Annotated in this window: 24 protein-coding genes; 18 read left to right on the plus strand and 6 right to left on the minus strand. The window is 72.4% G+C overall.

Going from position 1 to position 26,004, the window contains the following annotated elements; translation table 11 throughout:
* The first annotated feature begins 61 nt into the window (after positions 1–61).
* Positions 62–1,207, plus strand: a complete 1,146-nt coding sequence (locus IE258_RS02355) for an adenylate/guanylate cyclase domain-containing protein (RefSeq protein ID WP_189738238.1) — start codon at positions 62–64, stop codon at positions 1,205–1,207.
* 58 nt (positions 1,208–1,265) lie between these two features.
* Here the strand turns inward: IE258_RS02355 and IE258_RS02360 are convergent, their stop codons facing one another.
* Positions 1,266–1,928 carry a hypothetical protein gene (locus tag IE258_RS02360; protein ID WP_229891908.1) on the minus strand — a complete coding sequence of 221 codons (663 nt, stop codon included), beginning with the start codon at positions 1,926–1,928 and terminating at the stop codon, positions 1,266–1,268.
* Positions 1,929–2,140: 212 nt separating this feature from the next.
* On the opposite strand from IE258_RS02360, the gene IE258_RS02365 reads away from it, so the two are divergent.
* From IE258_RS02365 to hutH, 3 genes are all read left to right on the plus strand, one after another.
* A complete protein-coding gene (locus IE258_RS02365; RefSeq protein WP_189738241.1) occupies positions 2,141–2,941 on the plus strand; it encodes an enoyl-CoA hydratase/isomerase family protein in 801 nt (266 codons plus the stop codon).
* Between the two features lie 92 nt (positions 2,942–3,033).
* The gene (locus IE258_RS02370; protein ID WP_189738250.1) at positions 3,034–4,182 is read left to right on the plus strand and encodes a GGDEF domain-containing protein; all 1,149 of its coding nucleotides are present in this window, start codon (positions 3,034–3,036) and stop codon (positions 4,180–4,182) included.
* Positions 4,183–4,297: 115 nt separating this feature from the next.
* Positions 4,298–5,836 carry a histidine ammonia-lyase gene (hutH, locus tag IE258_RS02375; RefSeq protein WP_189739267.1) on the plus strand — a complete coding sequence of 513 codons (1,539 nt, stop codon included), beginning with the start codon at positions 4,298–4,300 and terminating at the stop codon, positions 5,834–5,836.
* Positions 5,837–5,959: 123 nt separating this feature from the next.
* Here the strand turns inward: hutH and IE258_RS02380 are convergent, their stop codons facing one another.
* Positions 5,960–6,289 carry a hypothetical protein gene (locus tag IE258_RS02380; RefSeq protein ID WP_189738253.1) on the minus strand — a complete coding sequence of 110 codons (330 nt, stop codon included), beginning with the start codon at positions 6,287–6,289 and terminating at the stop codon, positions 5,960–5,962.
* 109 nt (positions 6,290–6,398) lie between these two features.
* Here IE258_RS02380 and IE258_RS02385 point away from each other — a divergent pair, with 109 nt between their 5' ends.
* The 4 genes from IE258_RS02385 to IE258_RS02400 all read left to right on the plus strand — a co-directional run bounded on the left by IE258_RS02385 (position 6,399) and on the right by IE258_RS02400 (position 10,580).
* Positions 6,399–6,752 (plus strand): hypothetical protein, encoded by a 354-nt coding sequence (locus IE258_RS02385; RefSeq protein ID WP_161377579.1) that lies wholly within the window; start codon positions 6,399–6,401, stop codon positions 6,750–6,752.
* A 231-nt stretch (positions 6,753–6,983) separates the two neighbouring features.
* A complete protein-coding gene (locus tag IE258_RS02390) occupies positions 6,984–8,228 on the plus strand; it encodes a L,D-transpeptidase (protein ID WP_127895963.1) in 1,245 nt (414 codons plus the stop codon).
* Between the two features lie 147 nt (positions 8,229–8,375).
* Positions 8,376–9,863 carry an ABC transporter permease gene (locus IE258_RS02395; protein ID WP_189738256.1) on the plus strand — a complete coding sequence of 496 codons (1,488 nt, stop codon included), beginning with the start codon at positions 8,376–8,378 and terminating at the stop codon, positions 9,861–9,863.
* A gap of 33 nt (positions 9,864–9,896) precedes the next feature.
* Complete coding sequence (locus IE258_RS02400; RefSeq protein WP_189738259.1) at positions 9,897–10,580, plus strand: ABC transporter ATP-binding protein; 684 nt, start codon at positions 9,897–9,899, stop codon at positions 10,578–10,580.
* Between the two features lie 24 nt (positions 10,581–10,604).
* On the opposite strand, the gene IE258_RS02405 is transcribed toward IE258_RS02400, so the two are convergent.
* On the minus strand, positions 10,605–11,144 hold the full coding sequence (locus IE258_RS02405) for a carboxymuconolactone decarboxylase family protein (protein ID WP_229891909.1): 540 nt from the start codon (positions 11,142–11,144) through the stop codon (positions 10,605–10,607).
* A gap of 210 nt (positions 11,145–11,354) precedes the next feature.
* Here IE258_RS02405 and sigJ point away from each other — a divergent pair, with 210 nt between their 5' ends.
* A complete protein-coding gene (sigJ, locus tag IE258_RS02410; RefSeq protein ID WP_189738262.1) occupies positions 11,355–12,269 on the plus strand; it encodes an RNA polymerase sigma factor SigJ in 915 nt (304 codons plus the stop codon).
* A 39-nt stretch (positions 12,270–12,308) separates the two neighbouring features.
* On the opposite strand, the gene IE258_RS02415 is transcribed toward sigJ, so the two are convergent.
* On the minus strand, positions 12,309–13,091 hold the full coding sequence (locus IE258_RS02415; protein ID WP_189738265.1) for an MBL fold metallo-hydrolase: 783 nt from the start codon (positions 13,089–13,091) through the stop codon (positions 12,309–12,311).
* 90 nt (positions 13,092–13,181) lie between these two features.
* Here IE258_RS02415 and IE258_RS02420 point away from each other — a divergent pair, with 90 nt between their 5' ends.
* Together IE258_RS02420 and IE258_RS02425 are read left to right on the plus strand one after the other, a co-directional pair.
* Positions 13,182–13,784: a TetR/AcrR family transcriptional regulator gene (locus tag IE258_RS02420; RefSeq protein WP_189738268.1), complete on the plus strand. Its 603-nt coding sequence runs from the start codon at positions 13,182–13,184 to the stop codon at positions 13,782–13,784.
* 88 nt (positions 13,785–13,872) lie between these two features.
* On the plus strand, positions 13,873–14,073 hold the full coding sequence (locus tag IE258_RS02425) for a DUF397 domain-containing protein (RefSeq protein ID WP_189738271.1): 201 nt from the start codon (positions 13,873–13,875) through the stop codon (positions 14,071–14,073).
* A gap of 52 nt (positions 14,074–14,125) precedes the next feature.
* Here the strand turns inward: IE258_RS02425 and IE258_RS02430 are convergent, their stop codons facing one another.
* Positions 14,126–14,770, minus strand: a complete 645-nt coding sequence (locus IE258_RS02430; RefSeq protein WP_189738275.1) for a TetR/AcrR family transcriptional regulator — start codon at positions 14,768–14,770, stop codon at positions 14,126–14,128.
* A 122-nt stretch (positions 14,771–14,892) separates the two neighbouring features.
* On the opposite strand from IE258_RS02430, the gene IE258_RS02435 reads away from it, so the two are divergent.
* Positions 14,893–15,885 (plus strand): aldo/keto reductase, encoded by a 993-nt coding sequence (locus IE258_RS02435; RefSeq protein WP_189738278.1) that lies wholly within the window; start codon positions 14,893–14,895, stop codon positions 15,883–15,885.
* Positions 15,886–15,972: 87 nt separating this feature from the next.
* Here IE258_RS02435 and IE258_RS02440 read toward each other — a convergent pair whose 3' ends face one another.
* Positions 15,973–16,848: a helix-turn-helix domain-containing protein gene (locus IE258_RS02440; protein WP_189738281.1), complete on the minus strand. Its 876-nt coding sequence runs from the start codon at positions 16,846–16,848 to the stop codon at positions 15,973–15,975.
* A 167-nt stretch (positions 16,849–17,015) separates the two neighbouring features.
* On the opposite strand from IE258_RS02440, the gene IE258_RS02445 reads away from it, so the two are divergent.
* The 6 genes from IE258_RS02445 (at position 17,016) to narI (ending at position 25,995) form a co-directional block, all read left to right on the plus strand.
* Positions 17,016–18,056: an NAD(P)-dependent alcohol dehydrogenase gene (locus IE258_RS02445; protein WP_159324064.1), complete on the plus strand. Its 1,041-nt coding sequence runs from the start codon at positions 17,016–17,018 to the stop codon at positions 18,054–18,056.
* Positions 18,057–18,222: 166 nt separating this feature from the next.
* Positions 18,223–19,008 carry an SDR family oxidoreductase gene (locus tag IE258_RS02450; RefSeq protein ID WP_189738284.1) on the plus strand — a complete coding sequence of 262 codons (786 nt, stop codon included), beginning with the start codon at positions 18,223–18,225 and terminating at the stop codon, positions 19,006–19,008.
* Between the two features lie 216 nt (positions 19,009–19,224).
* Positions 19,225–22,938, plus strand: coding sequence for a nitrate reductase subunit alpha (locus IE258_RS02455; protein WP_189738287.1), 3,714 nt, complete (start codon positions 19,225–19,227; stop codon positions 22,936–22,938).
* Positions 22,938–24,605: a nitrate reductase subunit beta gene (narH, locus tag IE258_RS02460; RefSeq protein ID WP_189738292.1), complete on the plus strand. Its 1,668-nt coding sequence runs from the start codon at positions 22,938–22,940 to the stop codon at positions 24,603–24,605. Before IE258_RS02455 ends, narH begins: the two co-directional genes overlap by 1 nt.
* Positions 24,602–25,279, plus strand: a complete 678-nt coding sequence (gene narJ, locus IE258_RS02465; RefSeq protein WP_189738295.1) for a nitrate reductase molybdenum cofactor assembly chaperone — start codon at positions 24,602–24,604, stop codon at positions 25,277–25,279. Before narH ends, narJ begins: the two co-directional genes overlap by 4 nt.
* Entirely contained in the window at positions 25,276–25,995 is a 720-nt protein-coding gene (narI, locus tag IE258_RS02470) for a respiratory nitrate reductase subunit gamma (protein WP_189738297.1), read from the plus strand. The genes narJ and narI overlap by 4 nt, the downstream gene beginning before the upstream one ends.
* Positions 25,996–26,004: the final 9 nt, after the last annotated feature.

The raw sequence follows: 26,004 nt of genomic DNA on the forward strand, positions 1-26,004 counted from the left end.
CACCTGACGTAAAGTTGGGGCCGGTCGAACCTGACCGCGGCAGATCGGAAAGGCAACAGGCGTGACCGTCGACGACACCGGCTCCGGCGCGGACGGGGACGGCCGGGTGGACCCCGAGCCCGCCCCGGACCCCGCCGATCCCGGCGAGGACCCGCTCGCGCTACGCCTGGAGGGGCTCATCCTGGGCGCCGAGCGCCGCTACACGCCCTTCCAGGCCGCCCGCAGCGCGGGCGTCTCCATGGAGCTGGCTTCCCGGTTCTGGCGGGCCATGGGCTTCGCCGACATCGGCCAGGCCAAGGCGCTCACCGAGGCCGACGTCCTCGCCCTCAGACGGCTGGCCGGTCTGGTGGAGGCGGGGCTGCTCAGCGAGGCGATGGCCGTCCAGGTCGCCCGGTCCACGGGGCAGACCACCGCCCGGTTGGCCGAGTGGCAGATCGACTCCTTCCTGGAGGGCCTGACCGAGCCCCCCGAGCCGGGGATGACGCGCACCGAGGTGACGTACCCCATCGTCGAACTGCTCCTGCCCGAGCTGCAGGAGTTCCTCGTGTACGTCTGGCGGCGCCAGCTCGCCGCCTCGGCCGGCCGGGTCATCCAGGCCGGGGACGACGAGGAGATGGTGGACCGGCGGCTCGCGGTGGGCTTCGCGGACCTGGTCGGGTTCACCCGGCTGACCCGGCGGATGGAGGAGGAGGAGCTCGGCGAGCTGGTCGAGGCCTTCGAGACCACCTCCGCCGACCTGGTGGCCGCGCGTGGCGGACGGCTGGTCAAGACCCTCGGCGACGAGGTGCTCTACGCCGCCGACGACGCCGGTACGGCCGCCGAGATCGCGCTGCTCCTCGTCGAGACGATGGCCAACGACGAGACCATGCCGGAACTGCGTGTCGGCATCGCCTTCGGCACGGTCACCACCCGGATGGGCGACGTCTTCGGCACGACCGTCAACCTGGCCTCCCGGCTCACCTCGATAGCCCCCAAGGACGCCGTCCTCGTCGACACCGCCTTCGCGCAGGAGCTGATCCGCACCCGGGACGCCCCCGCCTCGGAGGCGGCGGCGGCGGAGGAGGCCGCCGCCGCGGAGAAGGAGGGCGAGGAACCGCCGGTGTACCGGTTCGCGCTCCAGCCGATGTGGCAGCGGCCGGTGCGCGGTCTCGGCGTGGTCGAGCCGTGGCTGCTCACCCGCCGGGACTCCGGCGGCGGGGAGTCGTAGGCCGCGGCACGCAGGTCGTCGTGGGGCGCGGCGTGCAGGTCGTCGTGGTGCGTGGCCGTCAGCCGCGGAGCAGGTCCACGCAGAGGCCGATGACCGGCACGCACAGGCCCGGGTCGTCCGGCTCCGGCTCCGGCTCGGATGTCGGTGGTCTGCCGCCCTCCGGCGGCGGGGGCGGTGCGGGGCGGTCGGACCGCGACGGCTGGGGTGTCCCCGGGGCGGGAGCCCGGTCGCCGGGGTCGTCCTCCGGGGCTCCCTGGGCTCCCTCCTCCCCCTCACGTGCCGTTCGTTCCCCTCGGGTGGGGCTGCGTCCCTCGGGGGTGCCCGGGCCGTCCGGCCCGGTCGTGGCGGCGGGCAGGGAGGTCGCGCTCGCGGACGGGGCGGGCACGAGACCCGGTGCGGGGGAGCCGCTCAGGCCGCCCATGACGGACGTCGCCGAAGGGCTCGCTCCGGACGGTCCGCCGCCGGTGGCCGCGGCGCCGGGCGACGTCGCCCGGTCCGGGGCCGCGCTCCGGCCCGAGCCCTCCACGCGCGGCCCGGCCCCGGCGCCGAAGGCCCCCGGGTCGCCGCCGGACTCGGGCAGCAGACGTACGACGCTCAGGGCGCCCGCCGCCAGGGCGAGGCCGCCGGCGGCCAGCAGCACCTTGCGGGGGCGGGGGCGGCGGTGCCGGCCGCGGCGGCCCCACGCGTACCGCGGCTCGGTCGGTGTGCCGGTCGTCGTCATGATCCCTCCCCGGTGCGCACGCGCCCCCGCTGCGCCGTGGCGGAGCGAGGCTACGGTCTGCCGCGGGCCGGGGTACGGCGGTTGCTCGCATGTCACTCGAACGGGTGGGCGGGGTCGGTGTGCGCAGTGGGCGGGTCCGGCCTTTCCCCGCGCCGGTACGCCTGCGATGATCGGGCGGTCGACTCGTTAACACGCGTTAACCGGAGGGTGTCATGAGCGAGGAGCGGTTCGGAGAGTTCGTCCTGGTGCGGCGGCACGCGGACGGGCATGTCGCGGAGCTCGCGCTCGACCGGCCGAAGGCCATGAACGCCGTCTCGACCGCAATGGCGCGGTCCGTGGGCGCGGCCTGCGCGGCGCTGGGCGAGGACCGGGACGTACGGGTGGTGGTGCTGACCTCGACGCACGAACGGGCGTTCTGCGTCGGGGCGGACCTGAAGGAGCGCAACTCCTTCTCCGACGCCGACCTGCTGCGGCAGCGGCCGGTGACGCGGGGGGCGTACACCGCGGTGCTGGAGCTGGCCGTGCCGACGGTCGCGGCCGTGCACGGGTTCGCGCTGGGCGGCGGGTTCGAGCTGGCGCTGTCGTGCGACGTGATCGTGGCCGACCGTACGGCCGTCGTGGGGCTGCCCGAGGTCTCGGTCGGGGTGATCCCGGGCGGTGGCGGTACGCAGCTGCTGCCGCGCCGGGTGGGCGCGGCGCGCGCCGCCGAGCTGGTGTTCACGGCGCGGCGGGTGGCGGCCGAGGAGGCGCGCGAGCTGGGGCTCGTGGACCAGCTGGTGGAGGAGGGGCGGGACCGGGAGGAGGCGCTGGAGCTGGCCTCCCGGATGGCCGCTAACTCGCCCGTGGGGCTGCGTGCGGCCAAGCGTGCGCTGCGCCTCGGGCACGGCCTCGACCTCCGGGCGGGACTCGAGGTCGAGGACGCGGCGTGGCGGTCGGTGGCGTTCTCGGGGGACCGGGCGGAGGGTGTGGCGGCGTTCAACGAGAAGCGGGCGCCGCGGTGGCCGGGTGAGTGAGCCCGAGTGAGTCGAGCGCACGGGTCGGAGGAAATCGCCCGGTTCGCCCCGTTTGAGTAACGTTTCTTCGTGAATCTCCCTAGCCTGGAGTGATGGGTGACGACAGGCGGCTCGCGGCCGTGGTGGCGCTTGCGCAGGGGATGGCTGCCGCGCAGAGCGCGCGTGAGGCGTGGCGGGCGGCGGCCGTCGGCGGATGCCTGGCGCTGGGCGGCAGCTTCGCCGCGCTGTCGGTGTGGGAGCGGGAGCTGGGGCGGCTGCGGGTCCTCGTGAACGTCGGCCGGCGGGCCGAGGACGAGGAGGAGTTCCCGGAGAACGAGTCCTACCCGGTGCACCAGTTCGCGGAGATCACCGAGTTCCTGCACGAGCGCTGGGCGGGCGGTGGTGAGCCCGACGCCTGGGTCGAGACGGCCGCGGGGCCCGCCGCCGGGCGTCCCGGCTACGTCCACCAGCGGGTCGCCGCCCTGCGCCGCCGGGGCCGGGGCTGCTGCGTGGTCGCGCCGATCGTGCTGCACGGGCGGGCGTGGGGCGAGCTGTACGTGGCCCGGCCGGTGGGGGAGCGGGTATTCGAGCGGGCCGACGCCGACTTCGCCACCGTGCTGGCGTCCGTCGTCGCCGCCGGAATCGCGCAGACCGAGCGGCTCGAGGAGGTCAGGCGGCTCGCGTTCACGGACGCGCTCACCGGGCTGGCCAACCGCCGCGCGGTCGACGCCGCGCTGGACGAGGCCGTCGAGCGGCACCGCGAGGAGGCGGTCGTCGTCAGCCTCGTCGTGTGCGACCTGAACGGCCTCAAGCGGGTGAACGACACGCACGGGCACGCGGTCGGGGACCGGCTCCTGGAGCGGTTCGGGTCGGTCCTGTCGCTGTGCGGGGCGATGCTGCCGGGGGCGCTCGCGGCCCGGCTCGGCGGGGACGAGTTCTGTCTGCTCGCCGTCGGGCCGCCCGCCGACGCGGTGGTCAAGGCGGCCGAGGAGCTGTGCCGCCGGGCGGCCGAGCTGGAGCTGGGGGACGGCGTGGCCTGCGGGGTCGCGTCCACGGAGGACCCGGTCGGGCCGGTCCGGTCCGCCCGCCGGCTGTTCCGGCTCGCGGACGCCGCCCAGTACCGGGCCAAGGCCGAACGGGCGGCCGGGCCGGTCGTCGCGGGGCGCGAGGGGCCCGACGACCCCGTCCTGCGGCTCGCGGACCAGCCCTCCCGGGAGCAGGACGGGGAGCGTCGGCGATTCCGCGGACGGCACTCGCCGTGACGCCGGTCCGGTGAGGAGTCCACCAGGAGGCCGTAAGGGGCGCACGCCGTTCTCATCTGTGACGCATCCCCTCGTGACATCATCGAATTCACTGCGTACGCTCCTGAATATGGATATGCACACTGTGGTGGTGGGGACGGCGGGGGTCACCGCGTCCGACGTTCTCGCCGTGGCGCGCGCGGGCGCCCGGATCGAGCTCTCCGAGGAGGCGGTGGCGGCCCTCGCCGCGGCCCGCTCCATCGTGGACGCGCTGGCCGCCAAGCCGGATCCCGTGTACGGCGTGAGCACCGGCTTCGGCGCCCTGGCGACCCGGCACATCAGCCCCGACCTGCGCGCCCAGCTGCAGCGCAACATCGTCCGCTCGCACGCCGCCGGAATGGGTCCGCGCGTCGAGCGCGAGGTGGTGCGCGCGCTGATGTTCCTGCGGCTGAAGACCGTCTGCTCCGGACACACCGGCGTCCGCCCCGAGGTTGCGCAGACCATGGCCGACGTGCTCAACGCCGGGATCACCCCGGTCGTGCACGAGTACGGCTCGCTGGGCTGCTCCGGCGACCTCGCCCCGCTCTCGCACTGCGCGCTGACCCTGATGGGCGAGGGCGACGCCGAGGGCCCCGACGGCACCGTACGGCCCGCCGGTGAGCTGCTCGCCGCGCACGGGATCACCCCGGTCGAGCTGCGCGAGAAGGAGGGCCTGGCCCTCCTCAACGGCACCGACGGCATGCTCGGCATGCTGGTCATGGCCCTCGCCGACCTCGACACCCTCTACAAGAGCGCCGACATCACCGCGGCGCTGACCATGGAGGCCCTGCTCGGCACCGACAAGGTGCTCGCCCCCGAGCTGCACGCCATCCGCCCGCACCCGGGGCAGGCGGCCAGCGCCGCCAACATGGCCGCCGTGCTCAAGGGCTCGGGCCTGACCGGGCACCACCAGGACGACGCCCCCCGCGTCCAGGACGCCTACTCGGTGCGCTGTGCCCCGCAGGTCGCCGGTGCCGGACGCGACACCATGGCCCACGCCGGTCTCGTCGCCGAGCGCGAGCTGGCCGCGGCCGTGGACAACCCGGTGGTCCTGCCCGACGGGCGGGTCGAGTCCAACGGCAACTTCCACGGCGCTCCCGTCGCCTACGTCCTGGACTTCCTCGCCGTCGCCGTCGCCGACCTCGGCTCCATCGCCGAGCGGCGCACCGACCGGCTCCTGGACAAGAACCGCAGCCACGGCCTGCCGCCGTTCCTCGCCGACGACGCCGGCGTCGACTCCGGCCTGATGATCGCCCAGTACACGCAGGCCGCCCTGGTCGGCGAGCTGAAGCGGCTGGCCGTACCGGCCTCGGCGGACTCCATCCCGTCCTCCGCGATGCAGGAGGACCACGTGTCCATGGGCTGGTCGGCGGCGCGCAAGCTGCGCACGGCCGTCGACAACCTCGCGCGTGTCATCGCCGTCGAGCTGTACGCCGCCACGCGCGCGATCCAGCTCCGCGAGGGACTGACCCCGGCGCCCGCGTCCCGGGCCGTCATCGACGCCGTACGGGCGGCCGGTGTGGAGGGTCCGGGACCGGACCGCTACCTGGCGCCCGACCTCGCCGCGGCGGACGCGTTCGTGCGTGCCGGGCACCTGGTCGCGGCGGCGGAGACGGTCACGGGGCCGCTGCGCTAGCGGGTGACGTGCTCCAGGGGCTCCGGCGGGACTGCGCCGGGGCCCCTTCGCGCTGTCTCGGGACGTGCCGGAGGGCCAAGAGGCGCCGGTCGGTCAAGGGTGCCAAAAGAACGTCAAATTCTGTCAAAAGTCGAGGCGTTCCCGGCGGACCGAGTAGCCCACGAATCCGGCGCCGAGTCCGAGGCAGAGGGCACCGCCGACGACGTACGGCGTGCTGTCGAAGCTGCCGGTGTCGGCCAGCCGGGTCGTGCCCTCGCCGGTCGCCGCCGTGTCCGTCGCCGTATCCGCGGAGGCGGCTCTCGCCTGGGCTGTGACCTGCGGAGACGGGGTCGCGGCCGCGGATTCGAGCACCGGTGTCCCGGATGTCGCGTTGGCCGATGGGACGAACCACAGGGCACACAGCAGGCCGCCCGCGGCGGCGGCGGTCAGCAAGGAACGGCGAGCGGATGACACGGAATATCGATCCCCTTGTGGCGCTGGCGAATTGGCCGTGTGGGCAGATGTTAGTGAAAGGCGCGGGTCACAGGAAAGTCACGGGAGCGGTCGGCCTTACGCTCCGGAGATGAGTACTCCTGAGACATCACGGTTTGTGCGGGTTCGCGTCGAGCTGGTTCTCGAGGTCGACGACGAGGAGGCCGTCACCGGGGCCGCGCTGCAGGCCCTCGCCGACGACACCGAGCTGTCCGACGCGGAACGGGCCGACTCCGAGCGCGCTGTGACGGAGGACACCGCAGAGGCCCTGGCCCATCTGGTGGACCCGTTCGACCTGGTCAGCGTGGTGCCCGGGGTCGAGCTGCGGCAGGCATCCTGGAGCAGCGAGCAGATCGACTACGACCCCGACTCGCCCGAGTGGGACCTCGACGAGGATGATGGCGGCGAGAACGACCCGGAAGACGAGGAAATGACGGTCGGCTGACGCGGTGTGGGGAAATTCCTGACCCCGGGCGGCAACCGCCGCCCGGGGTTTCGTCGTCTCACGGTGCGCACTGACCGACACCTCCCCGCACCGCCTCCCGCCTTCGACGGCAAACGTGGCATGCCCCACACCCGTGAGCGATGTGGAACGGGACGAACCGGTCGTAGCGTTGAAAGTTATTGACGGGGTATCTCGGGGTTTCGGGAATCGGCAACGATGGAGAAGCGTGTGATGACGGACGGTAAGCGGCGCAAGGGCCTGGCGGCCGCGTCCGCACTGCTCGGCGGTGTGCTGGTGCTCTCGGCATGTTCCAGTAGCGACGCCGACACCTCCGGAGGTGGGGACAAGACCTCGCAGGCCGAGGTCGACGAAGCGGCGGCCAAGAAGACGTCCGAGGCCCAGATCAAGATCACGCCCAAGGGCGGCTCGGACAACGCCTCCATCAACAACTCCGCCGGCGTCACCGTGAGCAAGGGCACGCTCACCGAGGTGAAGATGACCGCCTCGGACGGCACCGAGGTCAAGGGCGAGATATCCGCCGACAAGACCAGCTGGAAGCCCGGCGGCCAGCTGGAGCGCGCCACCAAGTACCAGATCACGGCGACCGCGCAGGACTCCGAGGGCCGCGCCGCCCACGAGAACGCGTCGTTCACCACGGTCTCCCCCGAGAACAGCTTCATCGGGACCTTCACCCCGGACGACGGCAAGACCGTCGGCGTCGGGATGCCCGTGTCGATCAACTTCGACAAGGAGATCACCAACAAGGCCGCCGTCCAGAAGGGCATCACGGTCAACAGCAGCAGCGGCCAGGAGGTCGCCTGCCACTGGTTCTCCACCCAGCGCATGGACTGCCGCCCCGAGAAGTACTGGACGGAGAACTCGACCGTCACCCTCAAGCTGGCGCTCGACGGGGTCGAGGGCGCCGACGGCGTCTACGGCGTCCAGCAGAAGTCGGTCACCTTCAAGATCGGCCGCAACCAGGTCTCCTACGTCGACGCGAAGACCAAGCAGATGAAGGTCACGCAGGACGGCAAGACGGTCAAGACCATCCCGATCTCCGCCGGCTCCCCGGACAACAAGACCTACGAAGGCCAGATGGTGATCTCCGAGAAGTTCAAGGAGACCCGGATGGACGGCTCGACCGTCGGCTTCACCGACGACGACGGCAAGGGCGAGTACGACATCAAGGACGTGCCGCACGCCATGCGCCTGAGCACCTCCGGCACCTTCATCCACGGCAACTACTGGGGCAAGGGCATCTTCGGCAGCGTCAACACCAGCCACGGCTGCGTCGGCCTGCAGGACGCCAAGGGCGCCAACGACCCGAACACGCCGGGTGCCTGGTTCTACAACAACTCGATCATCGGTGACGTGGTCGTCGTCCAGAACACCGGCGACAAGACCATCGCCCCGGACAACGGCCTCAACGGCTGGAACATGGACTGGGCCCAGTGGAAGGCGGGTTCGGCGGTCTGACGCCGACTCCCTCCGGGCCGACCGCACCGCGCACGGGCGCCCGCCACCCCTCGACGGGGCGGCGGGCGCCCGCCGTTTCCCGGGCTTCTCATCCTCCTCTTACGCGGCCCTTATCCCGTCATCACGGGCCGTGCCTAGCTTGCGCCCATGTTCTTCACCTACCTGAGGCGCGAGCTGCGCCGCCGCAGAAAGGCGGCCCTCGTCGTCGCCTCCGGACTGGCCCTGGGCATCGCGCTGGTCATCGTCGTCGACTCGGTCTCCTCCGGCATGGGCCGGGCCCAGGACAAGGTCCTGCAGTCCCTGTACGGGCTCGGCACGGACATGACGGTCACCAAGGCCGCCGAGGCGTCCTCCGGAAGCACCGCCGAACGGCCGCGCTTCCGCTTCGACGCGCAGGACGACGGCTCCGAGGAGGAGCAGAGCACCGACCGCGTCATGGTGCAGGGCTTCCAGACGCTGGCGAGTTCCACCGTCGGCAAGGTCGCCGGGCAGAACGGTGTCGCCGACGCGGTGGGCGGTCTGAGCCTCCAGGTCGTCAAGGTCAGCGGCGAGTTCTCGCGCGGCCAGTTCCAGCAGGACGCCTCCGGCGGCGGCGCGGGCGGCACGGGGCAGGGCGGCGGCCCCGGCGGCGGCCAGTCCCCGCAGGGCCGCGTCCAGGGCGGCGGCGCCGACTTCGACGTCAACAGCTACTCCGTCTACGGCACCGACGTCACCGAGCCCGCCCTCGGCCCGCTGACCACGTCCACCATCACCAGCGGACGCACCTTCAAGGAGTCGGAGACCGACGCCAAGGTGGCCGTCGCCGACTCGGCGTACGCCAAGGAGAAGAAGCTCAAGACCGGCAGCACGGTCACCGTCAAGGACACGAAGTTCGAGATCGTCGGCATCGCCACGGCCGACAGCGGTGACGCGGCGGCCAACCTCTACGTGCCGCTGAAGCAGGCCCAGACGCTGGGCGACGCGAAGGACAAGGTCACTACGATCTACGTCAAGGCGACCGACTCGCAGCGGATCGACGGCGTCAAGTCCGCGATCCAGAAGAACATCTCGGGTACGACGGTCACCACCTCCGCCGACCTCGCCGACACCGTCTCCGGCTCGCTGTCCACCGCCTCCTCGCTCGCCACCGGCGTCGGCAAGTGGCTGTCGATCGTCGTCCTGGCGGCGGCCTTCCTGGTCGCCGGTCTGCTCACCTCCTCCGCCGTCTCCCGCCGGGTGCGCGAGTTCGGCACGCTCAAGGCGCTCGGCTGGCGCTCGGGCCGGGTCACCCGGCAGGTGATCGGCGAGGCCGTCGTCAACGGCCTGGTCGGCGGCGCCCTCGGCATCGCGCTGGGCCTCGCGGGCGCCTACGCCGTCACCGCCGTCAGCCCGACGTTGCAGGCCCAACTGGGCGGCGGCACGGGCGGTGGCGGGGGTGCGGGCGGGCCCGGCGGTCTCGGTGGGGGCGGCATGGGCGGCCCTGGTCGGCAGGTCGCCGCCAAGACCCTGGACATCGCGCTGACCGCACCCGTCAGCCTCACCACCATCGCCCTCGCGGTGGGCCTCGCCGTGGCCGGCGGACTGGTCGCCGGGGGCTTCGGCGGCTGGCGCGCCTCGCGACTGCGCCCGGCGGACGCCCTGCGCCGCGTCGAGTAGCGCCCCCCTTCCCCGTACTCCAGGAGTTGCACCATGTACGAACTCAGCGGCGTCACCAAGCACTACACCCGCGGCAAGGCCACCGTGCACGCCCTCGACGGCGTCGACCTGACCATCGCCGACGGCGACCGGCTCGTCATCCAGGGCCCCACCGGCGGCGGCAAGTCCACCCTGCTCCAGATGCTGGGCGCCCTCGACCGGCCCAGCGCGGGCCGGATCGTCCTCGACGGCACCGACCTCGGCACGCTCCCCGAGGCCAGGCTGACCCGGGTGCGCAGCGAGAGCATCGGCTTCGTCTTCCAGTCCTTCAACCTGATCCCGACCCTGACCGCCCAGGAGAACGTCGAGACCGCCCTGGTCCCGCTCGGCGTCAAGGCGAAGGAGCGGCGCGAGAAGGCCGCCGAGGCACTGGCCTCCGTCGGCCTCGGCGAACGCCTCGGCCACCTCCCCGGCGAGATGTCCGGCGGCCAGCAGCAGCGCGTCGCCATCGCCCGCGCCCTGGTGAAGCAGCCCAAGGTGCTCCTCGCCGACGAACCCACCGGGAACCTCGACGAGTCGACCCGCGACGAGATCATGGACGTACTCGACCGCATGTGGAAGGAGCTGGGCCTCACCTTCGTCATGGTCACCCACGACTCGGCGATCGCCAGGAAGGCCCCCCGCGTGGCCACCATCCGCAAGGGCCGCCTCACCGTCAAGGAGAACGCCTCGGCGTGACCGTGCGCGGCCGGTGCCGGGTCGTCAGTCGGTGTAGTTCTTCCCCGGGGGCCGACCGGGCACCGGCTTGCCGACGAGGGCGACCGGCGTGAACAGGCTGAAGTGGCCCAGGGCCATGGCGAGGTGCCAGATCCCGTCGGTGTCGTAGTGCCGGGACAGCCGGGCGAACAGGTCGTCACTCACCCGGTCCCCGAACGGGTTCGGGGTGAGGACGGCCTCCGAGAGTTCCAGCGCGGCACGCTCGGGAGCGGTGAAGCAGGGGGCGCTCTGCCAGGTCGCCACGGCCGTGATGCGCCGCTCCTCCTCGCCGGCCTTGCGCAGGGCGTCGGTCGCCGCGACGCCGTGGTAGGTGCTGCCGATCACCTGTGCGGTGCGCAGGCGCATCAGGGCGAGGGTGGCCTGCGGGACCGGGCCGTTGCGCAGGGCCTTCTGCACGGCCCCGGCGAGGGCCGTCAACTCCGGGAAGAGCCCGGTGGGATCGGGCAGGCGCGACCGTGTCCCGTCCTGCCCCGCGGTGGTGGTGGTCGTGTCCTTGGTGGTGGTCATGTCCTTGGCGGTGGTCATGGCTGAGCCGCTCCTTCGAGTCGGTCGGACGTCGTTCCACCACTCCGACACCGTGGCGACCCGAAGTGTGAGCCCGCGCCCCGAACCCGTGCCCCGGGCCCGCGCGCCCCCGACCCGTGCTGCCCCGCCCGCATGTCACAGATGGCCGCGCTGTCGCGTCGTAGGGAAGTGAGGACACGCGCGCACGCGGCAGAAGGAGCGTCGGAAGCAATGACCACCCGATCCGCGCCGGTCACCGGCGAGCGGCGGCAACTGATCAACGTGGCCTACCGGATGCTCGGCTCGCTGGCCGACGCGGAGGACGCCGTCCAGGAGGCGTACGCCCGCTGGTACGCGATGCCCACAGACCGGCGGGAGGCCGTCGTGTCCCCGGGGGCCTGGCTCACGACGGTGGTCAGCCGGGTCTGCCTCAACCACCTGCGCTCCGCCCGGGCGCGGCGGGAGCACTACGTGGGCCAGTGGCTCCCCGAGCCGCTGGCCGACCCCGCCGAGCGGACCGCCGCACGCACACCCGGCATCGCCTCCGACCCGGCCGACCTGATCACCCTCGACGAGTCGGTCGGCATGGCCTTCCTGATCGTCCTGGACTCGATGTCCCCCGCCCAGCGGGTCGCCTTCGTCCTCCACGACGTCTTCCGCTATCCGTTTCCCGAGGTGGCCACGATCGTCGGCCGTACGCCTGCCGCCTGCCGCCGGCTGGCGTCCACGGCGCGCCGGGCGATCCGCACCGCGCAGGAGACCGCCGCCACGTCGACGGCGCAGGACGCGGTCGTCGTACGCGATCTCAAGCGGGCCTGGGAGACCAACGACGTCGACGCGCTCATCCGGCTCCTCGACCCCGAGGTGACCGCGGTCGGCGACGGCGGCGGTGTGGTGCGCACCCTGGAGCACCCGCTGCGGGGCAGCGAGCCGATCGCGCGCGGACTGCTCCGCTTCGGCCCGCGGCAGTCCGGGCAGACGCTGCTCGAACGCACGGTCAACGGGCGGCCCGGCCTGGTCGGCTGTCAGGACGGCACCGTCGTGACGGTGTACTCCTTCGGCGTCTCGGACCACCGCGTCCGCCACCTGTGGGCGATGCGCAACCCCGAGAAGCTGCGCTCCTGGGCGACGGCCCCGGCCGCGTGAAGCGGGGGAGACAGGGGAGGCCGGGCGGACGGTGCCCGGTCACGTGGCCAGGTCGAGCCACTCCCCGACGGCCAGTACGTGTGCGCGCCGCCCGGCGTGCGCGCGGAACTCGGCCTCCGGGTCGGCCACCTCGACGTAGCCCGCGATCTTGTCCGGCTGTTCCGGCTCGTAGTGGATCGGCACCGCGAACCGGGCGTCGAGGATCTCCGCGGCCGCGGCGGCCTGCAGCGGGTCCAGCGCGGCGGGCACCGGGCTCGGCGGCCGCAGGTGCGGTGCGTCGACCACCGCGCCGTTGGCGGGCAGGAACACCGCGTCGAACGGGCTGAACCGGCGTGCGACGAGCCACCAGAAGCCGTGGAACATCGTGTCGCCGCCGTGGAAGATCCGCTGCCCGTCGGCCTCCACCACCCAGTTCAGCTGCGGGTCGCCCAGCCCGTCGACGGCGGGGACCGCCGTGACGCGGAACGGCCCCAGGTCGCGCGTGGACCAGACGTCCACGGCCTCGGCGGCCAGCCGGTGCCGGACCAGCTCGCGCTCGGCCAGGAGCGTCGTCACGTTGTCCACGTCGTCACCGTGACCGGGCGCCGGGCGCAGTACCGGCGCCCCCGGCGGCAGCACTTCCGCGAGCGCGGCCGCGTCGGTGTGGTCCCGGTGCAGGTGGGTGACGAGTGCGGCGGAGGCCCGCCCGCTCGGTACCGCCACGTTCTCGCCGGGCTGCCACCCCGTGAACAGCGGCGAGAGGTCCCGCACGTAGTCGATCACCAGCCGCTCGCCGCCCGCCTCGATCTCCACTCCGGCCCAGCCCAGCCGTCGCACCCGCATCTAGCGCTCCTTCGATCGGTGGAGCTCTGGACGTTAGCGTACGGACGTTCGCTAAATCAATAGCGAACGCTCGTACGCTATAGTCGTCCCATGTCACCACGACGCTCAGCGGCCGAAGCGCAGGCCACCAGGGGCCGGATCCTCGGCCGTGCCGCCGAGATCGCCTCCGAGGAAGGGCTGGACGGCATCACCATCGGCCGGCTCGCCGAGGAGCTGGAGATGAGCAAGTCCGGGGTGCACAAGCACTTCGGCACCAAGGAGACGCTGCAGATCTCCACCCTGGACAAGGCGTTCGTGGACTTCTGGCACCGGGTGGTCGAGCCGGTGCTGGGGGAGCCGCCGGGCCTGCGGCGGCTGCGCGCGGTGTGCGCCAACTCCGTGGACTACCTGGAAGAACCGCTGCTGCCCGGCGGCTGCCTGATGACCGCGGCACTCTCCGAGTACGACGGCCGCCCCGGCCGGGTCCGCGACGCCGTGGCGGAGGTGTGGTCGCGCTGGCGGGAGCAGCTGCGGGCGGACCTGGCCACGGCGGTGGACGACGGCGAGTTGCCCGCAGACTTCGACGTCGACCAGGCGCTGTTCGAGATCGTCGCGGCCGGGCTGGCGCTCAACGCGGCCATGCAGCTCCAGCGCGACCGGACGGCCGCGGACCGGGCCCGCCGCGCGATCGAACGGGCCCTGGACCAGTCCTGACCGTCACCGACCGCTCCGGACCGCCGGGGCGGCGGGCGCGCGGACGTCGTCGAGCGGCGGCTCTCCCGCCAGCTCGCACCAGACCGTCTTGCGGTCCCCGCACTGCTCCACGCCCCACGGCTCCGGCGGTAACTGCGTCGAGGTCGCGAGCGACTTCCCCGGCCTCGTCCCCGTCCGGGACTCCAAGGTCTCCCGCGACGGCGATGGAGGCGGCCCCGTCCTCCTCCTCACCGCCCGCGCCTGGGCACCCTTCGTCACCGCGCTGAGCCGGGGCACGCTCACGGCGTGACCGAGGTTGCACCCGGAGGTGTGCGTCAAGCCGAACGGTTGGGGCGCTGGTCTCAGTCCGGGCGAGGGAACATGCGCTCCACGGCGGTCACCAGTGCGGCGCGGCGGGCGGTGACCGAGGGGTCCACGGCCTGGTCTGCGGCGGCGGCGGCGATTTCGGGCTGACCTGCCCAGGTCATGGCGATCTGGTTGATCAGGGCGAGGACGTCGACCGGGTCCCAGGCCGGGTCGAGCAGCCCGACGCGCTGAGCGTCGCGAAGTTTGTCGAGCTTGCCGGCGATCGTGGCCTGGAGAGGGCTGGTGCCGTCTGCGGACTCGGTGTCGTCTGTCGACTCGGCCAGTTCCAGGCGGCCCCACGTGATCAGGCGGTAGTGGTCCGGGCGGGCCGTGAAGTGGTCGAAGAGGATGCCGGCATAACCGGGCAGGTCGGCCGGATCCAGCTGAGTCGCCTCGATGAGTGCGGTCGTCTCGCGTTCGGCGACGTGCGCGTAAAGGGCTTCCTTGCTGCGGAAGTAGGCGTAGACACGCTCCTTGCTCGTCCTGGCCTGCTTGGCGATGCGGTCCACGCGGGCGCCGGCGATCCCGTGCCGGGCGAACTCCTCCTTGGCTGCGGCGACGATCCGCTGGCGCGTGGAGTCGGTGGACTCGCCGGAGGTGGGAGCGTCCGGGGTCCGACCAGGGCTGGTGGAGCGAGGCATGAGTCCAGGATAGGCGACCGAACCGTTCGGTTTTGCTCAGTGGTCCGGACGGGCGTAGGGTCATACCGAACAGTTTGGTTTGGTCGGTGATGGGCTGCCGACACGACACGAGGAGCGATCTCATGCAGCACCGCACCCTGGGGCAGCAGGGACTGCGCGTCTCCGCGCTCGGACTGGGCGTGATGGGGATGTCCCTGGCCTACGGCCCCTCGAACGACGAGGACGGCATCTCCACCATTCACCGCGCCCACGAACTCGGAGTCGACTTCTTCGACACCGCCGAGCTGTACGGCCAAGGGACCGGCAGCAACGAGACGCTGCTCGGCAACGCGGTCAACGACTTCCGCGACGAGGTCGTCCTGGCCACCAAGTTCGGCTTCGACATGACCAGCAAGTCGCTGGGGAGCGGCGTCAACAGCCGCCCGGAGAACATCCGCGAGGTCGCCGAGAACAGCCTGCGCTACCTCCAGACCGATCGCATCGACCTCTACTACCAGCACATCTCCGACCCCGACGTACCGGCCGAGGAGGTCGCCGGCACTGTCGGTGACCTGATCACCGAAGGCAAGGTGCGGTACTTCGGCCTGAGCAACGTCGGCCCGCAGTACATCCGCCGCGCCCACGCCGTCACCCCGGTCACCGCCCTTCAGCACGAGTACTCGATCTTCGAACGCGAGGTGGAGGACGAGATCCTGCCGGTCCTGCGGGAGTTGGGGATCGGCCTGGTGCCGTACTCGCCGCTCGGCCGCGGCTTCCTCTCCGGTGTGGTCAAGCCCGCCGACGAGTATCCCGAGGACGACATGCGCAGCTGGGACGAGCGCTGGCAGGGCGAGAACTACGCCTACAACCTGAACGCCGCCGAGCAGCTCCGAAGGCTCGCCGCCACCAAGGGCATCACCCCCGCCCAGCTCGCCCTGGCATGGCTGCTCGCCCAGGGCGAGGACGTCGTCCCGATCCCGGGCACCCGCAGCGCCACACGTCTGGAGGAGAACGTCGGCTCCACCGACGTGGTACTCACCGAGGCCGACCTGGCCCGTATCCGGGAGGTCCTCCCGCAGGGCTCCGCAGGCAGCCGCTACCCGGCCTCGATGATGGCCGGCTTCCGCACCGACTGACAGCCCGTACGGCACCGGATCGACTGACGACCCCAGTCCGGGGCGCAGGACCCGGAGACAGAGATCTCCTCTGCGGCTGGCCCGAGCTCACGTCGGCAGTGAAGTCGCCGCGTCCGTCCCCCAGCTCGCCAGCAGCCGCAGCGCGTCCGCCGACGGGGAGCCGGGTTCCGCGTGGTACGTGATGAAGGCCTGTTCGTCGTCGTCGACCAGGCGGAACGTCTCGAAGGACAGCGTCAGGTCGCCGACCAGCGGGTGCCGCATCCGCTTGACGCCGTAGCTCTTCTCCTTGACGTCGTGCGTGGCCCACAGGCGGCGGAACTCCTCGCTCTTCACCGAGAGCTCACCGACCAGCGCGGACAGTCGCGGGTCGTCCGGGTGCCGGCCCGCGTCCATGCGCAGGAAGCTGACCATGTCGTAGGCCTTCTGGTCCCAGTCGATGAACAGCTCGCGGTAGTCCGGGTTCAGGAAGACCAGCCGTGCCCAGTTCCGCTCGGCGGCCGGCAGTCTGCCCCAGTCGCCGAAGAGGGCCGCGGCCATCCGGTTCCAGGCGAGGATCTCGGAGCGGCGGCCCGTCACGTACGCGGGCACCGTGTCGATCGAGTCCAGGAGCTGGAGCAGCGCCACCCGCACCGGCTGCTTGCCCCGCGGGGCCCCGGCCCGCCGGCGCTGCTGCTTCGGCTTGGCCAGATGCGTCAGGTGCGCCTGCTCCGCGTCGGTCAGCCGCAGCGCGCGGGCGATGGCGTCCAGGACCTCCGCCGACACGTTCTGCCCGTTGCCCTGTTCGAGACGGGTGTAGTACGCCACCGACACCCCGGCCAGCTGCGCCAGCTCCTCGCGCCGCAGCCCCGGTACCCTGCGCTGCCGGCCGTACGACTCCAGGCCCACGTCCTCCGGCTGGAGGCGGGCCCGCCGGGTGCGCAGGAACTCGCTCAGTTCGGCCCGCCGGTCAAGCTGTCCATCCATGCTTCCAGTATCACCGGACGTATTCCCGGTCGTACGCACATGAGCCTGTCCCCGTCAGTGGTACGCACGCCGGTCGTACGCAAAGCCGTGGTCTGGGTGGATCCGCAGGTCGCAGGCAGGGTGGAAGCATCACCCAGTCACGCCAAGAGAAACCCGGAGAACCCGGCATGACCACTGTCGCCGCGTACGCAGCACCCGCCGCCAAGGCGCCGCTGGAGCGCACCACCATCGAGCGGCGCGAGGTGCGGGAACACGACGTCCTGATCGACATCAAGTTCGCCGGCATCTGCCACTCCGACATCCACCAGGTCCGCGAGGGCTGGGGCGAGGCCATCTTCCCGATGGTCCCCGGCCACGAGATCGCGGGCATCGTCTCCGCGGTCGGCCCCGGCGTCACCAAGTTCGCCGTCGGCGACCGGGTGGGCGTCGGCTGCATGGTCGACTCCTGCCGCGAGTGCGAGAACTGCAAGGCCGGCCGCGAGCAGTACTGCACGGGCGGCAACGTGATGACGTACAACGGCGTCGGCAAGGACGGCGAGCCCACCTACGGCGGCTACTCCGAGAAGGTCGTCGTCGACGAGAACTTCGTCCTCGGCATCCCCGAGGGCATCTCCCTGGACGAGGCCGCGCCCCTGCTGTGCGCCGGCATCACCACGTACTCCCCGCTCAGGCGCTGGAACGCGGGCCCCGGCAAGAAGGTCGCCGTCGTCGGCCTGGGCGGCCTCGGCCACATGGCCGTCAAGCTCGCGCACGCCCTGGGCGCCGAGGTGACCGTGCTGTCGCAGTCCCTGCGCAAGAAGGACGACGGCCTGAAGCTGGGCGCCGACCACTACTACGCCACCAGCGACCCGGCCACCTTCGAGGAGCTGGCCGGCACCTTCGACCTGATCGTCTCCACGGTCTCCGCCCCGCTCGACTTCGCCGCCTACCTGGGGCTGCTGAAGACGGAGGGCACGCTGGCCAACGTCGGCGCCCCCGAGGAGCCCGTCTCCCTCAACCTGTTCGCGCTGCTCGGCGGCGGCAAGTCCCTGACCGGCTCCATGATCGGCGGCATCGCCGAGACCCAGGAGATGCTGGACTTCTGCGCGGAGCACGGCATCGGCGCCGAGATCGAGCTGATCGCCGCGTCCGAGGTCAACGAGGCGTACGAGCGGGTGCTCGGCAGCGACGTGCGGTACCGCTTCGTGATCGACACCGCGACGATCTGATCTCCCGGGGAAGATCTTTTCGGATTCTTCCCTCCGCCCTGTCACACAGCCGCCCCGCCCCGGGTCATACCGCCACGACACACAACGGCGGACGTCCGGGGCGGGGCGGTCCCACATCGGCTCCCTCCCCGCGCCCCGGACGCCACGGACACCGGGAGCAGCAGCCATGACCCACCCCTCGACCTCCACGACGCCCCTCCTGGTCACCGGCGGCACGGGAACCCTCGGCGGCCACGTCGTCCCGCTGCTGCGGGCGGCCGGCCAGGACGTACGCGTCCTCACCCGGCGCCCCCGCCCCGACGCGGACGGCATCACCCACGTCACCGGCGACCTGCGCACCGGTGAGGGCGTCGAGGCCGCCGTCGACGGCGTGCACACCGTCCTGCACCTGGCGGGCGGCCCCAAGGGCGACGACGGGGCGACCCGCACCCTGGTGCGCGCCGCCGCCCGCGCGGACGTACGGCACCTCGCGTACATCTCGGTCGTCGGCGCCGACCGCGTCCCGCTGGCCTGGCTGCGCACCAAGCTGGAGTCGGAGCGGGCGATCGCCGACTCGGGCATCGGCTGGACGGTGCTGCGGGCGGCCCAGTTCCACGAGCTGACCCTCACGATGATCGAGAAGATGACCCGGCTGCCGGTCCTGCCGGCCCCGGGCGGGCTGCGCCTGCAACCGGTCGCCGCCCGCGAGGTCGCCGCGCGCCTGACCGAGCTGGCCCTGGCCGCGCCGTCCGGCCGGGTCCCCGACATGACCGGCCCCGAGGTCCACGATCTGGCCACGCTGGCCCGTTCCTACCTCGACGTGCGCGGAGGACGCCGACGCCCGAGGCTGCCGGTGCGCATCCCCGGGAAAGCGGGGCGCGCGTACCGTTCTGGCGAGAACCTCACCCTGGACGGCGCGCTGGTCGGCAAGCTGACGTGGGCCGAATTCCTGGCGGAGGGAACGGCCGGATGACTTCCCCCGGTATTTCTGGCCGAAAGTCCGCGCAGTCGAAGAATATGCGCATGACAACTATTGCAAAGCGAATGAAAACCTTCGTCCCCGCCTCCGCAAAGGGCGCTGAAATACCGTTTCTGCAGCGAATTTCGGCGCGATGCTGAATGCGGCACACAGCATGCCCGCCGGAACCCGGCGGGCATCGCTCCGTCGCGTTCGCAAGGAGATGGCAACGTGGTGCGAAGCAGGGCGAAGGCCGCGGCCGACGCCGCCGACCGGCTGCTGAAGGCCGGTCAGCTGCTGCGGAGGTCCCCGACCACCCTCGATCTGAGGGCCGTGTACCGCACGGACCAGAAAGTCAATGACAGTCCTTATCGGGAGCGGTGGGCGCATGACAAAGTCGTGCGTTCCACGCACGGCGTCAACTGCACGGGTTCCTGCTCGTGGAAGGTGTACGTCAAGGACGGGTTGATCACCTGGGAAACCCAGCAGACGGATTATCCGAGCGTCGGTCCCGACCGGCCCGAGTACGAGCCGCGCGGCTGCCCGCGCGGCGCCTCCTTTTCCTGGTACACCTATTCGCCCACCCGTGTTCGCCATCCGTTGGCCCGCGGTGTCCTGGTGGAAATGTATCGGGACGCCAAACGCCGGCACGGCGGCGACCCCGTGGCCGCCTGGGCCGAGCTGACCGGCGACCCCGACAAGCGGCGCCGCTACCAGCGCGCCCGCGGCCACGGCGGCTTCGTCCGCGTCGACTGGGACGAGGCGCTCGAGATCGCCGCCGCCGCCCAGGTGCACACGATCGCCGAGTACGGACCCGACCGGGTCGCCGGCTTCTCCCCGATCCCCGCCATGTCGATGGCCTCGCACGCGGTCGGCGCCCGCTACCACTCCCTCATCGGCGCCCCGATGATCTCCTTCTACGACTGGTACGCCGACCTGCCGATCGCCTCCCCGCAGGTCTTCGGCGACCAGACCGACGTACCGGAGTCGGGGGACTGGTGGGACGCGGCCTACCTGATGCTGTGGGGCTCCAACGTCCCCGTCACCCGCACCCCCGACGCCCACTGGATGGCGGAGGCCCGCTACAGGGGGCAGAAGGTCGTCGTCGTCTCCCCGGACTACGCGGACGCCACCAAGTTCGCCGACGAGTGGCTGCACCCGCACCCCGGCACGGACGGGGCGCTCGCCATGGCGATGGGGCACGTGCTGCTCACCGAGTTCTTCGTGCGGCGGCAGGTGCCGTACTTCACCGACTACGTCAAGCGCTTCACCGACCTGCCCTTCCTGGTCGCCCTCGACGAACACGCACAGGGGAGGTACACGCCCGGCAAGTTCGTCACCGCCGCCGACCTCGGGCTCGGCCGGCACACCGATGCCGGGGCACGGGCCTGGATGCCGGTGCTGATCGACGCCGACACCGACGACGTCGTCGTGCCCAACGGCACCCTCGGCGACCGGTGGGGCAAGGACGGCCAGGGGCGCTGGAACCTCGACCTCGGCGGGGTCGACCCGCTGCTCACCCTGCACGGGCACACCGGCGGCGGCCGTGACAACGGTGTCGAGGTGGTGCTGCCCCGCTTCGACGAGCCGGGTGCCACCGTCGTGCGCGGCGTACCGGCCCGGGAGATCGGCGGCCGGCTCGTCACCACCGTCTACGACCTGCTGCTCGCCCAGTACGCCGTGGCCCGCCCCGGACTCGCCGGACAGTGGCCCGGCGGCTACGACGACGCCGACGCGCCCTGCACCCCCGCCTGGCAGGAGCGCATCACCTCCGTCCCGGCCGACGCGGCGGTCCGTGCCGCCCGGGAGTTCGCGCGCACCGCCGAGCAGACCCGGGGCCGCTGCATGATCGTCATGGGGGCGGGCACCAACCACTGGTTCCACTCCGACACCATCTACCGCTCCTTCCTCTCCCTGCTCATCCTCACCGGCTGCCAGGGCGTCAACGGCGGCGGCTGGGCGCACTACGTCGGCCAGGAGAAGGTCCGCCCGTACACCGGCTGGCAGCAGCTGTCCACGGCCGCCGACTGGGTCCGGCCCTCGCGGCAGATGGCGGGCACCCCGTACTGGTACCTGCACACCGGCCAGTGGCGGTACGAGTCCCACGCCGCCGACGCCCTCGCGTCGCCCACCGCTCCCGGCACCCTCGCCGGGCGGCACACCGCCGACCTGGTGGCCCAGTCGGCCCGGCTCGGCTGGATGCCGTCGTACCCGACCTTCGACGCCAACCCGCTCGACCTCGGCCGCCGTGCCCGCGAGAGCGGACAGGAGCCCGGTGACTGGGTAGCGGATCAACTCGGCTCCGGGGCGATCGACTTCGCCTGCGAGGACCCCGACGCGCCGCGCAACTGGCCGCGTGTGCTGACCGTGTGGCGGGCCAACCTCATCGGCTCCTCCGCCAAGGGCAACGAGTACTTCCTGCGCCACCTGCTCGGCGCCCGCGACGGCGCGACCAGCGACGAGGCGCCGCCCGAGCGGCGGCCGCGGTCGGTCGCGTGGCGGGACGACGCCCCGCAGGGCAAGCTCGACCTGCTGCTGAGCCTCGACTTCCGGATGACCTCCACGACGCTCTTCTCCGACCTCGTGCTGCCCGCCGCCACCTGGTACGAGAAGCACGACCTGTCCTCCACGGACATGCACCCCTTCGTGCACGCCTTCAGCCCCGCGATCAACCCGCCGTGGCAGGCCCGCACCGACTTCGAGATCTTCCACTCGCTGGCCCGCCGCCTGAGCGAACTCGCCGCCGGCCGCCTCGACACGGCGTACGACCTGCTCGCCACCGCCCTTCAGCACGACACCCCCGGCGAGATCGCCCAGCCCGGCGGCCGGGTCACCGACTGGCGCGACGGACGCACCCCGGTCGAGCCGGGCCGCAACGCCCCTCAGGTCTCCCTGGTGGAACGGGACTACACGGCCGTCGCCGATCGGCTCGCCGCCTTCGGGCCGCTGGCCGAGGAGCACGGCATGACCGTCAAGGGCGTCACCGTCAACCCGCACGAGGAGGCCCGCTGGCTCGCCGCCCGCTGCGGCACGGCCCCCGCCGGACCGGCTCACGGCCGCCCCCTGCTCGACACCGACGTCAAGTTCTGCGAGGCGATCCTCGCCCTGTCCGGCACCACCAACGGGCGCCTCGCCGCCGAGGGCTTCGACCGCCTCGCCGACCGGGTCGGCGCCGGCGCCGGGCTCGCGGAGCTGGCCGCGTCGGTGGCGGAGCGGCGCGTGGTCTTCTCCGACACCCAGGAGCGGCCCGTGCAGGTCGGGGCGAGCTTCGAGTGGTCCGGCAAGGAGTCGCCCGACCGGCGCTACTCGCCCTTCACCGTCAACACCGAGCACAAGAAGCCCTGGCACACCCTCACCGGCCGCCAGCACTTCTACGTCGACCACGACTGGATGGCCGAGCTGGGCGAGCAACTCCCGGTCTACCGGCCCCCGCTGAACCTGGCCGAGCTGGGCGACGCCCCTACGGCCGTAGGCGAGGGTGACGGCCGCGCGGTGACCGTCCGCTACCTCACCCCGCACGCCAAGTGGTCCATCCACTCCGAGTACCAGGAGAACCTGCTGATGCAGACCCTGGCCCGCGGCGGCCCCGTCATCTGGATGAGCCCCGCCGACGCCGATTCGATCGGCGCCGCCGACAACGACTGGGTGGAGGCCGTCAACGCGCACGGCGTCGTCGTCGCCCGCGCGATCGTCTCGCACCGCGTCCCGGACGGGACGGTGCTGATGTACCACGTCCAGGAACGCCTGGTGAACGTGCCCAAGTCGGAGGCGAACGGCCGCCGCGGCGGAGTCCACAACTCCCTCACCAAGCTGCTGGTCAAGCCGACCCACCTGATCGGCGGCTACGGCCAGCTCTCCTTCGCCCCCAACTACTACGGTCCCACCGGCAACCAGCGCGACGCCGTCACCACCATCCGGCGCCGCTCCCAGGAGGTCACCTACTGATGCGCGTCATGGCACAGGTGGCGATGGTCATGAACCTCGACAAGTGCATCGGCTGCCACACCTGCTCGGTCACCTGCAAACAGACCTGGACCAACCGCACCGGCACCGAGTACGCCTGGTTCAACAACGTCGAGACCCGCCCCGGCCTGGGCTACCCCCGCGGCCACGAGGACCAGGAGAAGTGGAGGGGCGGCTGGCGGCTCAAGGGCGGGCGCCTCGTCCCGCGCACCGGCGGCCGCGCCCGCCGCCTCGCCCGGCTCTTCGCCAACCCCGAACTCCCCACCCTGGACGACTACTACCAGCCCTGGACCTACGACTACGAGAACCTCACCACCGCACCCCTCGGCGACGACATCCCCACCGCCCCGCCCCGCTCGGCGATCGACGGCCACCCCACCGCCATCACCTGGGGCCCCAACTGGGACGACGACCTCGGCGGCGGCCCCGACCAACTCGCCGCCGACCCGCTGCTGGCCCGCATGAGCGAGCAGGTCCGGCTCGACTACGAGCGCGCGTTCATGTTCTACCTGCCCCGCATCTGCGAGCACTGCCTCAACCCGTCCTGCGTCGCCGTCTGCCCCTCCGGCGCCCTCTACAAGCGCGTCGAGGACGGCATCGTCCTGGTCGACCAGGACCGCTGCCGGGGCTGGCGGATGTGCGTCAGTGGCTGCCCGTACAAGAAGGTCTACTTCAACCACGCCACCGGCAAGGCCGAGAAGTGCACCTTCTGCTACCCGCGCATCGAGGCCGGCGACCCCACCGTCTGCTCCGAGACCTGCGTCGGCCGGCTGCGCTACCTCGGCGTCATGCTCTACGACCCCGACGAGGTCGGCGCCGCCGCCTCCGTCACCGACGAGAAGGACCTGTACGAGGCCCAGCTCGGCTGCTTCCTCGACCCCGACGACCCCGAGGTGGCCCGCGCGGCGGAAGCCTCCGGCATCCCGCACGACTGGGTCGAGGCCGCGCGCCGCTCCCCGGTGCACGCGCTGATCACCCGCTACCGCGTCGCGCTGCCGCTGCACCCGGAGTACCGCACGATGCCGATGGTCTGGTACGTCCCGCCGCTTTCCCCGGTCGTCGACGCCCTCACCGGCAGCGGACACGACGGGGAGGACCCGGCCGCGCTGTTCGGCGCGATCGACACGCTGCGCATCCCCCTCGGCTACCTCGCCGAACTCTTCACCGCGGGCGATCCGGGCCCCGTCGAGGCCGCGCTGTGCCGGCTGGCCGCGATGCGCTCCCACATGCGGCGCGTCAACCTCGGCGAGGAGCAGGACCCGCGGATCGCCGAGTCGGTCGGTCTCGACGAGCCCGGCATCCTGGAGCTGTACCGGCTGCTCGCGCTGGCCAAGTACGACGAGCGGTACGTCATCCCGACCGCCTACACCGGCTCCGTCCCCGACCCCGGCGGCACCGGGGCGGGCTGCAGCCTGGACGGCGTGGGCGGGCCGGGGATGATGCCGGACGGCGCGGAGGGCGGCCCCGGCCTCGGCTCCGACTTCGGCGAGTTCGACCCCGACGCCTTCCACGCGCCGCCGACCGCCGGGTCCGGCACGTCGTCCGCGCTGCGCGGCCGGGTCAACCTCCTGAACTGGAACGGGAAGGGACGCCCGGACGGCCTCTTCCCGCGCGCCCGCGGCACCGTGCGGACGGAGCCGGAACTGTGAGCCGCGGCCGCACGGGGAACACCGCCAACGCCGCGGTGGTCTTCCAGGCCGCCGCCCTGCTCCTCGGCTACCCGGACGGGGACTGGCCCCGCCGCCCGCGCACCGTCCGCGAGACGGTCGCCGAGCTCCCCGGCCCCGAGATCCAGCTCCTGCTCTCCTTCTGCGACCGGGCGGAGCGGGAGGACCCCCTCGCCGTCGCCGCCCGGTACGTCGCCACCTTCGACCGCAGTCGCCGCCGCTGCCTCTACCTGACCTACTACACCGACGGCGACACCCGCCGCCGGGGCGCCGCGCTGGCCCGCATCAAGTCCGTGTACCGCACGCACGGCTGGCTGCCCCCGGACGACGAACTGCCCGACTTCCTGCCGCTGATGCTGGAGTTCGCCGCCCGCACCCCCGAGCCCGGCACCGCCCTGCTGACGGACCACCGCGCCGCCATCGAGGTCCTGCGCTACGCCCTCGAAGCCCACCGCAGCCCGTACGCCGCCCTCCTCCAGGCCGTCTGCCGGTGCCTGCCGGGCCAGGCACCGGCCAGCCGCGAGGAGGCCCTGCGGCTGACCCGTACCGGCCCGCCGGCCGAGGCGGTGGGCCTGGACGTCCTGGGGCCCTTCCCCGCCCAGCCGGGGCAACCCGCCCAGCCCGGTCCGGCGAACGACGAAGGAGCCCGCCGATGAGGCACCTGCACACCGCCCTGTGGGGCGTCCTGCCCTACCTGACCCTGGTGGTGCTGGTGGCGGGCACGGCCTGGCGCTACCGCTACGACCGCTTCGGCTTCACCACCCGCTCCAGCCAACTGCACGAGAGCCGGCTGCTGCGGGTGGCCGGCCCGCTCTTCCACTACGGTCTGCTGTTCGTGATCGCCGGCCACGTCGCAGGCCTCCTGGTCCCCGAGTCGCTGACCGACCGCCTCCACGTCAGCGAGCACCTGTACCACGCCAACGCCCTGATCGCGGGCGGCACGGCGGGCCTGGCCACGCTGGCGGGCCTCGCGCTCCTGCTCCACCGCCGCCTGCGGACCCCCGCGATCCGGGCCGCGACCAGCCGCAGCGACCGGGTGGTCTACCCGGTGCTGATCACGGTCGTCCTCGCCGGACTGACGGCCACCGCGTCCGGTGCGACGGCCCGGTCCACGTACGACTACCGGCTCGGCGTCTCGGTCTGGTTCCGCAGCCTGTTCGCCCTGGACCCGGACGTGACCGCCATGGCCGAGGCGCCGCTGGTGTACCGCCTGCACGCGCTCCTCGCCATGGCCCTGTTCGCCCTGTGGCCTTTCACCCGTCTGGTGCACGCCTTCACGGTGCCGCTGGGCTATCTGGTGCGGCCCTACGTCGTGTACCGCTCCCGGGGGCGCGGTGAGGTGGGGGCAGGGGCGGGCCGCCCGGGGCGCTGACGGCTCGGC

It is taken from the genome of Streptomyces tendae (genome assembly GCF_014650435.1).
GTDB classification, from domain to species: domain Bacteria; phylum Actinomycetota; class Actinomycetes; order Streptomycetales; family Streptomycetaceae; genus Streptomyces; species Streptomyces tendae.